At 39.4% G+C, this 12,245-nt stretch carries 13 protein-coding genes and 1 other RNA gene; 2 read left to right on the top strand and 12 right to left on the bottom strand.

Translation table 11 applies throughout. From position 1 onward, the window contains the following. Positions 1-9 precede the first annotated feature (9 nt). The 8 genes from GM552_RS07060 to zwf all read right to left on the bottom strand — a co-directional run bounded on the left by GM552_RS07060 (position 10) and on the right by zwf (position 7,951). Positions 10-1,965 (bottom strand): penicillin-binding protein 2, encoded by a 1,956-nt coding sequence (locus GM552_RS07060; protein WP_155565827.1) that lies wholly within the window; start codon positions 1,963-1,965, stop codon positions 10-12. Between the two features lie 20 nt (positions 1,966-1,985). Beyond that, on the bottom strand, positions 1,986-2,960 hold the full coding sequence (locus GM552_RS07055; protein ID WP_155565826.1) for a hypothetical protein: 975 nt from the start codon (positions 2,958-2,960) through the stop codon (positions 1,986-1,988). Then, complete coding sequence (gene rsmH, locus GM552_RS07050) at positions 2,960-3,937, bottom strand: 16S rRNA (cytosine(1402)-N(4))-methyltransferase RsmH (protein WP_155565825.1); 978 nt, start codon at positions 3,935-3,937, stop codon at positions 2,960-2,962. Before rsmH ends, GM552_RS07055 begins: the two co-directional genes overlap by 1 nt. 2 nt (positions 3,938-3,939) lie before the next feature. Then, positions 3,940-4,422: a division/cell wall cluster transcriptional repressor MraZ gene (gene mraZ, locus GM552_RS07045; protein WP_122123948.1), complete on the bottom strand. Its 483-nt coding sequence runs from the start codon at positions 4,420-4,422 to the stop codon at positions 3,940-3,942. A 217-nt stretch (positions 4,423-4,639) separates the two neighbouring features. Further along, positions 4,640-5,032: RNase P RNA component class A (rnpB, locus tag GM552_RS07040), an RNA gene on the bottom strand. Between the two features lie 71 nt (positions 5,033-5,103). After that, positions 5,104-5,715, bottom strand: a complete 612-nt coding sequence (gene petA / locus GM552_RS07035; RefSeq protein ID WP_110438458.1) for a ubiquinol-cytochrome c reductase iron-sulfur subunit — start codon at positions 5,713-5,715, stop codon at positions 5,104-5,106. A gap of 24 nt (positions 5,716-5,739) precedes the next feature. After that, positions 5,740-6,177, bottom strand: a complete 438-nt coding sequence (locus GM552_RS07030; RefSeq protein ID WP_155565824.1) for a hypothetical protein — start codon at positions 6,175-6,177, stop codon at positions 5,740-5,742. 298 nt (positions 6,178-6,475) lie between these two features. Beyond that, complete coding sequence (gene zwf / locus GM552_RS07025; RefSeq protein WP_110438456.1) at positions 6,476-7,951, bottom strand: glucose-6-phosphate dehydrogenase; 1,476 nt, start codon at positions 7,949-7,951, stop codon at positions 6,476-6,478. A gap of 259 nt (positions 7,952-8,210) precedes the next feature. Between zwf and GM552_RS07020 the strand changes: the two genes are divergently transcribed. Both GM552_RS07020 and GM552_RS07015 read left to right on the top strand, forming a co-directional pair. Then, a complete protein-coding gene (locus GM552_RS07020; RefSeq protein WP_110438455.1) occupies positions 8,211-8,471 on the top strand; it encodes a DUF2312 domain-containing protein in 261 nt (86 codons plus the stop codon). A gap of 37 nt (positions 8,472-8,508) precedes the next feature. Further along, positions 8,509-9,099, top strand: a complete 591-nt coding sequence (locus tag GM552_RS07015) for a hypothetical protein (protein ID WP_155565823.1) — start codon at positions 8,509-8,511, stop codon at positions 9,097-9,099. On the opposite strand, the gene proB is transcribed toward GM552_RS07015, so the two are convergent. The 4 genes from proB to rplU all read right to left on the bottom strand — a co-directional run bounded on the left by proB (position 9,074) and on the right by rplU (position 11,982). Then, the gene (proB, locus tag GM552_RS07010; RefSeq protein WP_155565822.1) at positions 9,074-10,222 is read right to left on the bottom strand and encodes a glutamate 5-kinase; all 1,149 of its coding nucleotides are present in this window, start codon (positions 10,220-10,222) and stop codon (positions 9,074-9,076) included. The two genes, GM552_RS07015 and proB, sit on opposite strands and share 26 nt — an antisense overlap. Beyond that, on the bottom strand, positions 10,222-11,256 hold the full coding sequence (gene obgE, locus GM552_RS07005; protein ID WP_110438452.1) for a GTPase ObgE: 1,035 nt from the start codon (positions 11,254-11,256) through the stop codon (positions 10,222-10,224). Before obgE ends, proB begins: the two co-directional genes overlap by 1 nt. Before the next feature lie 93 nt (positions 11,257-11,349). Continuing rightward, positions 11,350-11,619 carry a 50S ribosomal protein L27 gene (rpmA, locus tag GM552_RS07000; RefSeq protein ID WP_110438451.1) on the bottom strand — a complete coding sequence of 90 codons (270 nt, stop codon included), beginning with the start codon at positions 11,617-11,619 and terminating at the stop codon, positions 11,350-11,352. A 48-nt stretch (positions 11,620-11,667) separates the two neighbouring features. Further along, positions 11,668-11,982 (bottom strand): 50S ribosomal protein L21, encoded by a 315-nt coding sequence (gene rplU, locus GM552_RS06995; protein WP_155565821.1) that lies wholly within the window; start codon positions 11,980-11,982, stop codon positions 11,668-11,670. Positions 11,983-12,245: the final 263 nt, after the last annotated feature.

The following is a 12,245-nucleotide window of genomic DNA, read 5'->3' as shown; positions in this document are numbered from 1 at the left end:
CGGAACTGACTATTCTGAGGGGGAAGAGGGTGATATATTTTTGTGTCTAGATTTTGTTTTTAATGCGGATTTTGTTTGTCGATTAAGACGAGGATCGCCCGGATCATTTCCTGGACCGAGAGCTTTTACTCCTCTAGGAACTGCAGGACGTAGAGGAATGGATAACTCATTATCTATCCTTCCGGCATTCTTTATATCTGGAAATAATCCAAGCATGGGTCCAATACGTGCAATGATTTTGGATACAGTTGGTGCCGCATTCCATCCGGCTGTTGTCCAGCCATGGGTAAATTTGGTTGGCTTTGGACTATCCAGCATGACATAGACAGCATATCGGGGATTGTTCATCGGAAAAACAGCAGTGAAGGCTGATACATTGACATGTTTTAAATAACCCCCACCTTTTCCCACTTTTTCACTGGTACCAGTTTTCCCTCCTACAAAATAACCCGGAACCTCTGCGTTTTTGCCCGTTCCCTGTGTAACATCTAAACGAAGTATTTTCCTTAGAATAAGGGAATTTTTATCGGAAATAACTTTTTCTCCATCAGGTATGTCAGTTCTAGATGAGGTTGGATCAATAATTACCGGAGGCATTGTCTCATCCTGTCTTGATAATAGAGTGGGCCTGATCAGGTAACCGTCATTCACTGTTGCCGCGGTTCCACGAACAATGGCTAATGGGGATTGTGCGATACCGTGACCAAAGGCGACAGTCATGATGGTGGATATTCCCCAATTTCTGGCAGAGGGCACCAAAGGACGACCTGCTTCGGGTAGTTCAATTGGAACGCGTGCTAAAAAACCCATTCTTTGTAACCAGGCACGCTGTTTTTCTCCCCCAACATCAAGGGCGATGTGTGCAGATGCAGGGTTTGAGGAATATGCCAATACTTCAGGTAAGGAAAGATAGGGAGCAAAATGATCTGTTTTCAAGTCGTGAATGGTAAAGCGACCCACCCTGACTGGTGCTGTTGCAAAACGGTCCCAAATGTGTATACCGCCAACCTCCAAAGCCATAGCTGCGTTTTGAAGCTTAAAGGTTGATCCAGGTTCGTACATCCCGTTTGTGGCGCGATTGAATCTTTGATTTGGGGGGGCTTTATTGAAAAAATTTGCATCATAATCGGGTAAACTCACCATTGCCAGAATTTCCCCGGTATGAACATCCATAATAATACCGCATGCAGCTTCTGCCTGAAAAGTTTGCATCGCTGCCTCCACTTCTTCCTGTACCGCGGTTTGAACATGAGTATCAATGGATAATCTTAAAGAGGAATGATCATTCATCAAGCGCTGGTCAAGATATTTCTCAATACCTGCAATACCGTGATCATCAATATCCACGCTGCCGAGAATATGGGCTGCCAATCGTCCTAGTGGATAATGTCTGCGTTCGCCACTTTCAAAATAAATTCCTGGAATGCCAAGGTTATTGATATCAATTTCCTGTTTTGGAGAAATATCGCGAGCTATATAAACAAACTGTTTTTTAGACGAGAGTCTTTGAGTGGTTTTTTCAAGATTTAGATTGGGGAGAATGGATTTCAGTTTTTGAGCAACATCGTCAGGGTCAATAATTTCAACAGGATTTGCATATAACTGTGCCACGGGGAGAGAAATGGCCAAAATCTGTCCATTTCTGTCAATAATAGAGGCTCTGTGGATTTGAGGTAACGAAAAATCTCCAGCAATGGTTCCTTTTGGATCGCTAATTGGAATTGGAGGAACCTGGGGAGCGATTTGCTGTTTTTGAGGGGGCAAAGGTGCTATGATGGTTGCGAAAATTAATTTTAGCATAACCGCGCCATAAATGACGCAGAAGCCGCATGCTGTGATAAATAAGCGAAGTCTGGTTTTATCTATTTGATAGGTATTAATTTTTTTTTTTTGATTTTTTTTTCTTTTTTCAAAAGATTGTCTATAAGGTTGACCCTTTTGTGAACCTTTTCCATAATTTATCATTTATTTTAACTTTATAGAATTCATTGAGAAAAAGGAACAGGTGCGGGTAGGGAATCATTAGCGTCGTCCCCAAAGGCTGATTCAGAATGATAATGCTGTTTTTGTTTGCTGTTTTGGGCGATTTTTACCGGCGCCGCATGTTTTGGTTTTGCTTTGGTCGATACGACGGTGTGTATTTCTTTTTTACCAATGGTGCCATTGTTATTCTTTTCTTTTACAATTGACATCGGCTCGGAACTGTCAGCAATTGAAAATGCAGGTCGAACTGCAGGTTTATGAGCGGATTTTTTGATTAAGGCTGTTGTTTTGATATTTTTTTTATCAATTCGTGGGATATCAGGGAAATCATTGGTTGCTAGATTTTCGTCATCATCCCTAACATTTTGAACAGGTTTGCTTCTGATAGGAGATTTTTTAATGTTTTTGTTTGAAATATCATCAGAGGAATCAATTGTATTGTTTGTTTTTTTAGCAGTGTAGATTTCGGGTTTTCTGGAAGGGGAATTGAAGGATGCAGATTGGTTTTCTTCATCCGAAGTGCTCGGTTTTGTTGGGGAGTCATGATGTTGCCTGGTCATATTACTATTACTTGAAACAATAGCAGGTTTGGGCTTGTCATCAGGGTTGTTCAAGGTTTGTCCATGATTATTAGCGACCGCAAGGAGTAGCTGTTTGCGTGTTTTATCCTCGATCTGTTCCTTTTGAATGGGAGGAAGCACATTGAGCAAGGATGACATTTGTACAAATTGAGTGGGAGCCAAAGGGTGCAATTTTGGCAGAAAATTGTTGGCCAGAGTTTTTAAACGGTCAGGCTGATTAAGTAAAGTCCATTCTGTCCGTAACATTGCCGTCCGGGCTTTTAGCCGTTCCGTATCATGCACAATCTTGGCGATTTGATGGTCCAGTACGGTGGTTTTATGTTTTTGAGTGTACAGGATCATTCCAGATAGACCGGCAAGTACTGAGCAAAATAACGTTAATGGACGGATTATCATCAGGATATACTCCTTGTTTTCTGCCCTGCAAGACGTTTAATGGCTCGTAATTTCGCACTTCGTGAACGGGGATTTAAAAGGGCTTCATGTTTTGAAGGGCGAAGAGGCTTATGGGTTAGGGCTTCAAACTTAATCAGTTCGGATTTTTGATGTAGGGATTGAGGATGATGTCTTGAAGGACCTGCAATATTGCCAGTTGCCTGATTCATGATTTCTTTGACAATACGGTCTTCCAGGGAATGAAATGAGACAACAATCAGTTTTCCATCTGGTTTAAGAAGGGAAAGTGCACTTGTTAAGACTTGCCTGATTTGTGTCAATTCATCATTGACGGCAATTCTTAGGGCCTGAAAAGATCGAGTTGCGGGATTAATCTCATTTTTTTTGGATGGAACAATCCTTTTAATCAGGTTTGCCAGTTGTTGTGTTGTTTCAAAAGGTTTTTCAAGTCTATTCTGAATGATGGCTCGAGCGATACGACGTGAGAAACGTTCCTCACCATAATACCATAGAATATCTGCCAATTCGGTTTCGGACAACTGGTTAACAAGATCAGCCGCAGTTTTTCCAGATTTACTCATTCTCATATCCAGCGGTCCATCAAACCGGAATGAAAAACCTCTTTCTGCCTCGTCCAACTGAAAAGAGGAAACTCCCAGATCAAGAACAATACCATCCAGAGATAGGATGTTATTTTCATGAGCAAGCGTTTCAAGTTGAGCAAAATCTCCCTGTAAAAGACGAAGCGTGGGATAGTCGTCAACAATTTTTTGTCCTCGCTTGATGGCATCGGGATCACGATCAATTCCCCATACATTGCAATTGGCAGCGGAAAGAATGGCCTTGCTGTACCCACCTCCACCAAAGGTTGCATCAATATAAACCGCTTCGGATTTTGGTTGTAAAAGGTCAATTACTTCGTTAAGCATGACGGGGAAATGACCATTGATATCAATTGCTGAATAATTGTCGGCCATGATTATTGGTCCGCTTGCTCAGTTTTAGCCTTGGCGGCGTGTGGCAGAATGACCATTTTTGTTCGTTTAAGCACGGATTCATAATGTTTTTGTGCGGCTACAGGTTCCCAAATTTGGAAAATTGTCCCAAGTCCCATAAAAGTGACCTTATTGGTCAAGTTGGCATGTTGTTTTAGAATGTCAGGAAGGATAATCCTTCCCTCACGATCAACTTCAATAGGCCAGGCCTGGGCGTAAATAAGGGTTGCGAGGTCATTATGTTCTGTTGAAAGAATGTTGACATCATCCAATACGGCGGTCAGTTTGTTGAAAATGGCAAATGGCCATCCTTCGATACAGGGTAAAGTATGAGAGGGGCGAAGAATAAAGGAAAGTTCTTCCTTGGTGGTTTTTTCTTTGCGTAAATTTAAACGGAAATTTGCTGGAATAGATACTCTTCCTTTGGCATCCAGTCGATTTTGATGTGATCCAAGGAATAAATTCATTACAGGCTATCCCAGATTTAATTTGAATTGATATTGATCTTTGCTTTTGTTTTACATTATAGCCTTTGGGATATCATGGGTAAATATGGGAGGTCAAATAATTACGCTGGAAATCACTTTTATTTCATAAAATCATGATTGAGATGTATATGAAGTATCGTTAAAATGCCGTAAAAATTATAGTTTTGCATCTTGATGGAAATTTATGGATAAAATTAAAATCAGATAGCGTGTAAGCCGGGTTCTGTTTTTATGAAACATAAATGACGATCATTCATCTTGAATACGATTCGCACCGTATTTCATGCAACCAACCCAGGTAACAGGGCGGAAAAACCCTGATTTAGCTGTAAATCTGTTACCTCTATTAGGTTTTGCTCCCGGTGGGGTTTACCATGCCATTCCTGTTGCCAGTCATGCGGTGTGCTTTTACCACGCCTTTTCACCCTTACTTGCATTTATAAATAAATTGGCAAGCGGTTTGTTTTCTGCGGCACTTTCCCTAAGGTCGCCCTCGCCAGTCGTTAACTGGCACCGTTTTTCCGTGGAGCCCGGACTTTCCTCTATTTACGATGCAGATCATGTAAATAGCGATCATCTGGCTATCTGATGGTGTTAAGATGTCGCTATTTCGTGCAAAAAGCAAGATGATTTTATAAAATATCCAACAGGTGAATGATTTTAAAGCTGCATTATGGATGTGAAACTAAAATTTTCCCCTTCTGGGTTTTCACCAATACGAAGAATTCCGGGTTTTAAAATTTTATAGGGGGGAACGGGAAGGTTATAAGGCGCTGGAACATTGTTATATACTCTTCCCGCCAAATCAAATTTAGATCCATGACACGCACAATTATAATATCCGCCAAGTGAATTTCCCAAATTAAGGCTTGGAATACATCCGAGATGCGTGCATACACCAATCAAAACCGCAATTTCTGGCTGAATTGATCGGTGCCAGTTTCTTGTATAGGGAGGTTGTTGCAACTCTTTACTGCTTGGATCACGTAAACGGATCAAAAGTTCTTTGTCCTGTAAAAGTGCAAGTGTTTTGGCTGGACGATGAAGAATAAATACAGCATGTCCCTGCCACATAACGGTAATTTGCTGACCCTCTTTAAGCGAGGAAATATCAACATCCGTGTAATTATGAGTGATGGTGGTATTTTGAGTGTTTAAACTGTTTATAAAAGGCCATGTGCAAACCACACCTCCTACCGTTACTGAACTTGCGGTAAGCAGGGTTAGGAAACTACGACGTGGTACAGTAGGGGGAGAGGAAGATTGATTCATTATGAAAGTTGATATAATGATTATTTAATGAAGCGGATAAAAATGATTGGGTGTATTTTTATCAATTTGTATACTACCATTTCGCCTATTAACACGAAAGGTAAAAATTGTCGGAAAATTCTTTCTTGTATTCAGACATTCCTGATTGTGTTTTTCATGAATTTCAACATTTAAAATTGTTGATCCATCATCATTGTTGATCACGGGAATTAAGCATCTAAGAGGGATTTCTGTTAGATTTTTATCTGTGATGGTCTGTTTTAGATATTTTATTACAGATTGATTATTAGACCAGTCGATTTTCTGTCTTACAAACTGATCGGTCAATTGATTTAACCAACCCATTTCTTGGCAAAAAATAATACCGCCAGATAAGAGTAGCGCAACAATCACGCGTTGTATTATCCTTTTCTTTAAAGAGTTTCTTGATGGAGAAAATGCAGGTCTATCGGATTTTGTCATCAGTTTTTCAGATTGATCAAATAATGGAATTATATAATTAAGTTAAAAAATGGAATTGGATAATCAATATTAAGACTTTATTTAATTCAAAATGAAGTCGTTGCAAAGAACATCAAATTAGAATGGAAAAGATAAAAACAAAAACCATGAATTCATTCTATAAATAATTTTTAGGTAGTTATTAATAAGTAAAAATTCATTAACATCTATCCATCTTATGGATTAAATTTTTTATCTTTAAATGCAGTTTTTTAACCACCATGACTTGAATTGATAAAATCATGGTGATCAACAATCACTATTCTGTCATATTTTCGTGCCAAACATGATTTGCCCGATCTAATAGGTCAAGAGCTTCTTGTGGTCCCCAGCTACCAGCCTTATAATATGTCAGTGGGGTTAGATTTTTTGCCCAACCATCAAGAATGGGTTCTATCCAGCGCCATGAAGCTTCGACTTCATCACGACGGATGAAAAGAATGGGATCCCCTTTGACGACATCCATCAAAAGCCCTTCATAGGAATCGGGGTAGCGGATATGAAAGGCTGTAGGAAATTCGATATTGATTGAGGTGCTGCGTAAATTCGTATAGGTTTTTTGTGGATCCTTGATTTGCAGGGATAATGAAACACCCTCGTCTGGTTGAATACGAATCACAAGACGGTTCGCTTTTGGTGGCGTGGCAAAAAGATTCCAGGCGGAGGGTTTGAACTGAATAATGATTTCACTGACTTTTTTTGCAAGCCTCTTTCCTGTTCTCAGGTAAAATGGTACACCTCCCCAACGGGCGGTATTGATTTCGGCTTTTAAAGTAATGAAAGTTTCTGTATTGCTTTGATCCTTACCAAGATCCTCAAGATATCCGGGTATTTTTTCATTTTTGTAAACGCATGATGTATATTGGCCGCGAACAGTATTATTCTTGATATCCTGTTCCGTCATGGGTTTTAAAGAACGAAGGACTTTTAACTTTTCATTTCTCAGGTCATCGGCATTTAATGAAATGGGAGGATCCATGGCCACCATACATAAAACCTGTAAAAGATGGTTCTGAACCATATCCCTTAATGCGCCAGCTCCATCATAATATCCACCCCGTTTACCCACCCCTACGGTTTCAGCAGCTGTAATCTGGACGTAGTCAATGGCATCCGAATTCCAAAGCCGTTCAAAAACTGGATTGGCGAAACGAAGGGCAATAACATTCTGAACAGTTTCCTTGCCAAGATAATGATCAATACGGTAGATATTATTTTCAGGGAAATGCTTGCCAACACGCTGGTTGATCTCTTCGGCAGTTTTTAACGAGGTTCCAATGGGTTTTTCAAGGATTATACGGGTTGTCGGAGTGATCAGTTTTTTCAATGCAAGATTGTCACAAATATCACCATACAACCTTGGTGCAGTCGCGAAATAAAAAATGCGAATATCATTAGCCTTGTTATGTTCGAATTTCGCTTGCAGTTCTGGCCAGTTGCTATCAGCTTCTGCACCATTTAAGCTGACGTAGGAAATAAGATTTAAAAAATTTCTAATATTTTCTGGATCTTGATAGGATTCTTGAACAAATTCAACCAATCCGTCATGAATGCGTTTTTTAAAATCGTCGTCTGTCAAAGGTGATCTTGCTGTACCGATAATACGAGTTTGGGGTGGAATTTGTTTGTCCAGATAACGATAATACAATGCGGGTAATAATTTCCTTGCAGTTAGGTCGCCTGTTGCCCCAAAAATGATAATATCAAAAGGCGCATAGGCTTGTGTCTGTTCCATAAATTTGGTCTCTCTACATTCTATAAAGTTTAATTTTTGAATATTATTTTGAATCGTATATATTTTGTGAATCTACTCTGTAATATTTTTTTTGATAGTAACATGGTTTTCAAAACAGGAAAAAATATTCTTTAAATTTTCAAAGGATTAAAATTTTCATATTCTGAGGCTATTGGCGATTGACCTGGCATGCAGGGTTACGTAATGAATAGAAACAGCTTTAAATATATTTTAAAAAAAATCAAAATAGGAAAAGTGGATGAATGAATTTGATAATAAACCCGAAGTCGGAGGGATCGCCGTTGATCGTCTTCGGACAATTGTTGAACGTATCGAGCGTTTGGAAGAGGAGCGAAAAGGGTTGGCAAATGATATCAAAGATATTTATGCTGAGGCAAAATCGGCGGGATTTGACGTTCCTGTAATCAGAAGGATAATTCGGGCACGTAAACAGGAGCCTGCTGAAGTGGAAGAACAGGAAACCCTTTTTGATGTTTATCGTCGTGCATTGGGTATGTAGTAGAATATAGATTTAATAAAATTGTTGAAATAATATCATGAATTTAACTTTTCCAGAGTGGATCCCTTCTTGGGCGCAGTTTGTTATCCTAATATTGACTGTTACTTTTGGAATTTGTTTTTTGTTTATGCCTTTTGCTGTTTTTGGGCTAAAAGGACGTTTAAATTATTTAAGTCAACAAATGGAGGATATTCAGGCCCAATTACGTATCTTGTTAAAGCGCACGGCTGATTTGCGGCCTCGTTCGGAAACTAAAATACAAGTGGTTGCCAATCATCGAGATGATACAGAAAAAGCAGGTAAAATAGAAAATTCAGAAAAAAAATTGTATGAGCCTGAAAATTATGTTTATCCCTTACCTGCCTTGAAAAAGCGTTTTGCAGCTTCTGATATTTCAAATCAGAATTCATGTGATGTATCGCGGTCATCCCTGAATAAATTTGGTGAGAATATTGGTAAGGTAGAGGTTAAGAAACCGGAAAATAACTTTGATAAGCAGGCTCAGAAAATTTATGTAGAAAATGGGGAGGGGGGATTATATGACCCTCCCTCTTCTCATGATGAAAAAAAGGAGGTTATTAATTTAAAAAAACGTAAAGAACCTATTTTACGTTGGCCGCCGCTGTAAGTGGGGGAATAATCACCATATCATCATGATGGATAACCTCATTGGGGCCGTCCCAGCCCAGTTGGGAATTAATTTTATCAGTTTGAAGACCTATAATTTGAGTGATTTCTGAAGAATCATAAGCAGAAATACCATTTCCGACAATTTTTCCATTCTTGTTGGCAATTTTAATGATATCTCCCCGTTGGAAATGGCCTTCAACTTTGATAATACCGGCAGGCAATAAAGATTTTCCGTTTTTCAATGCTTTTTCCGCGCCATTATCAATAAAAATAGTGCCTTTGGTCGAGATGCTTCCAGCAATCCAGCGTTTACGGGCAGGATAGGGTTTGCGATTGGGAAGAAACCATGAACATCTTGCTCCTTCTTGAAGGGCCTTGAGAGGATGAAGCAGTTTTCCATAAGCGATTGCCATGGCACATCCTGCAGTTGTGGCTATTTTTGCAGCTGCCAGTTTTGTTGCCATGCCACCTGATGAATATCCAGTTGGCGCCTTGCCTCCCATGGCGTAAATTTGTGGAGTAAGTTCAGGAATTGAGGCAAGATGCTTGGCTGATGGATTGGTTTTGGGATCTGCGGTATATAACCCGTCAATATCCGAGAAAAGGATAAGCCGGTCAGCTTTGACCATTTCTGCAACTCTTGCTGCCAACCGGTCATTATCTCCAAAACGAATTTCGGAAGTGGCAACGGTATCATTTTCGTTAATGATGGGAATGCAGTTTAATTTCAAAAGTGTTTCAATGGCTGAACGGGCATTGCTATATTGTAACCGCGTTTCCGTATCATCCAGAGTCAATAAAATTTGTGCAGTTGTGATTTTATGGGCAGCGAAAGCCTCATGCCAGGTCTGAGCCAGTTTGATTTGACCTATTGCGGCGGCAGCCTGTTTTTCATCGAGGCGAAGCTTATATCGATTTAATTTTAACTTGTAACGTGCCAAAGCGATCGCACCTGAAGATACAATTAAAATCTGGCAATTTTGCTGACGTAAATGGATTATATCCTCTATCAGGCTTTCTAGCCATGATTGACGAACGCAAGCATTTTTCCCGTCAATTAATAAGGCGCTGCCAATTTTTATAACAATTCTGCGGGCTTGGTTAAGATGTAGATTTTTCATTATATAGGACTGAAATGTTTTGATTTTAAAATTATATCCTGTTTATATTTTGTTATGTAGTTCTGTAAATAAAATAAAATTTCTTTCACCCCATTATGGGTAGCCCCTGAAAGAAGGAAAACCTTATGTCCACTTGCTTGTTCCAGTTCTTTTTGTTTTTGCAGAATTTCTTCAGGGGTAAGCAGATCAGTTTTATTAAGTCCAATCACTTCCCGTTTATTGGCAAGTTCCGTTTGATAGGATTCCAATTCATTGCGAATAATTTTCCAGTTGTTGACAACATCATCAGCTGTTGCATCGATAAGGTGCAATAGCATACTGCATCGTTCAACATGTCCTAGGAAACGATCACCTAATCCATTGCCTTCATGGGCCCCCTCAATGAGACCGGGTATATCTGTTAGGACAAATTCCTCAGTTGGTGACAATCTTACCATTCCCAGTTGTGGATGCAGGGTTGTAAACGGATAATCGGCAATTTTTGGCCGGGCAGCAGAGGCAACAGAAAGAAAGGTTGATTTTCCTGCGTTGGGTAAGCCTACTAATCCTACATCGGCAATAAGCTTTAATCGCAACCAGACCCAACGTTCTTCTCCAGGCCAACCTTTATCAGCATGACGGGGTGCCCGGTTTGTGCTGGATTTGAAACGTGTATTGCCAAATCCTCCATCTCCCCCCCGACAAAGAACTATCTTTTTCCCTTTTTGATTTAGGTCTGCAAGCAAGGTTTCCTTATCTTCGGCAAATATTTGTGTGCCTATGGGAACTTTAATACAGATATTTTCTGCATTTGCACCAGTTTTATTGGCTCCGGATCCATTTTGACCCTTTTTGGCACGGAAATGTTGGGTATAGCGAAAATCTATCAAAGTATTTAAATTGTCAACTGCCTCAAAAATGATATCGCCACCACGTCCGCCATCGCCCCCGTCCGGACCACCAAATTCAATATATTTCTCTCTTCTAAAGGCGACCGCACCATCGCCTCCATTTCCTGATTTAACATAGATCTTAGCTTGATCCAGAAATTTCATGTTCTAAAACCTTTAAAATAAAAGGGCCGATTCTTATTGAATCGACCCTTCGTATAATAGTCAATACTTAAAATTGTTTAAGTATATTTTGATCTATTCTGCAGCGTTGCTGATTGCATCCACAGAAACATGCACGTTACCTTTTGAACGGCTTTCAAATCGTACATTTCCATCAATAAGGGCAAAAATGGTATGATCACGACCTAAACCGACATTTTGACCTGGTTTGATTTTTGTACCGCGTTGTCTAACGATAATGTTTCCAGCAACAACATGCTGTCCACCAAATTTCTTAACGCCAAGACGACGTCCAATGGTATCGCGTCCGTTTCTGGATGAACCTCCGGCTTTTTTATGGGCCATTTTTTTCTCCTATTCTAAAAATATCAATATGGTCTGTTTAGGCTAGAACTAAGCAGCGTTGATTTCAGTGATTCGTAAAACTGTTACAGGTTGACGGTGTCCGTTTTTACGACGGCTGTTTTGACGGCGACGTTTTTTGAAAATAATGACTTTTTTAAGACGATCTTGCGCAATAACTGTTGCCTTAACGCTGGCACCTTCAACAACAGGTGTTCCGATTGTGCAGTTTCCTTCATTACCGACACTTAAAACTTCGGTGAATGTGACTGTATTACCTGCCTCGGTATCCAGTTTTTCAACTTTTAGAACCATATTAGGTGTAACGCGATATTGTTTTCCACCTGTGCGGATGATTGCGAACATAATAAACCCTTTAATTTTTCAAACTCTTGTTAGAAAACCTAACTTAGTTTCTTTTTATCAATATCCCACAAAACAGGAATATATTTATTGTGAAGTCTTGTTTATATTGATTTTTAAAGTAAAAAGTCAATAAGCTATTTAAATAAATACAAATTGTTTAATAAATTTCTTTTCATAATTCCGTTAAGTTTGAATATTTTATCTGGTTTTCTTTGAAGGAATAGATTATATATTCGTTGGTTTTATAAAAAATCATGGTTGTT

It is taken from the genome of Commensalibacter sp. ESL0382, from assembly GCF_009725775.1.
Classification (GTDB): domain Bacteria; phylum Pseudomonadota; class Alphaproteobacteria; order Acetobacterales; family Acetobacteraceae; genus Commensalibacter; species Commensalibacter melissae.
This window is presented reverse-complemented; position numbering and strand designations above follow the sequence as displayed.

Excerpts from the sequence above, each read along its gene's own strand:
- rplU (WP_155565821.1), bottom strand. The coding sequence starts at position 11,982 with ATGTTCGCAATCATCCGCACAGGTGGAAAACAATATCGCGTTACACCT.
- zwf (WP_110438456.1), bottom strand. The coding sequence starts at position 7,951 with ATGGAACAGACACAAGCCTATGCGCCTTTTGATATTATCATTTTTGGG.
- rsmH (WP_155565825.1), bottom strand. The coding sequence starts at position 3,937 with ATGGCCGACAATTATTCAGCAATTGATATCAATGGTCATTTCCCCGTC.
- GM552_RS07060 (WP_155565827.1), bottom strand. The coding sequence starts at position 1,965 with ATGATAAATTATGGAAAAGGTTCACAAAAGGGTCAACCTTATAGACAA.
- obgE (WP_110438452.1), bottom strand. The coding sequence starts at position 11,256 with ATGAAATTTCTGGATCAAGCTAAGATCTATGTTAAATCAGGAAATGGA.
- petA (WP_110438458.1), bottom strand. The coding sequence starts at position 5,715 with ATGAATCAATCTTCCTCTCCCCCTACTGTACCACGTCGTAGTTTCCTA.
- GM552_RS07015 (WP_155565823.1), top strand. The coding sequence starts at position 8,509 with ATGAATTTAACTTTTCCAGAGTGGATCCCTTCTTGGGCGCAGTTTGTT.
- proB (WP_155565822.1), bottom strand. The coding sequence starts at position 10,222 with ATGAAAAATCTACATCTTAACCAAGCCCGCAGAATTGTTATAAAAATT.
- GM552_RS07030 (WP_155565824.1), bottom strand. The coding sequence starts at position 6,177 with ATGACAAAATCCGATAGACCTGCATTTTCTCCATCAAGAAACTCTTTA.
- mraZ (WP_122123948.1), bottom strand. The coding sequence starts at position 4,422 with ATGAATTTATTCCTTGGATCACATCAAAATCGACTGGATGCCAAAGGA.
- rpmA (WP_110438451.1), bottom strand. The coding sequence starts at position 11,619 with ATGGCCCATAAAAAAGCCGGAGGTTCATCCAGAAACGGACGCGATACC.
- GM552_RS07020 (WP_110438455.1), top strand. The coding sequence starts at position 8,211 with ATGAATGAATTTGATAATAAACCCGAAGTCGGAGGGATCGCCGTTGAT.
- GM552_RS07055 (WP_155565826.1), bottom strand. The coding sequence starts at position 2,960 with ATGATAATCCGTCCATTAACGTTATTTTGCTCAGTACTTGCCGGTCTA.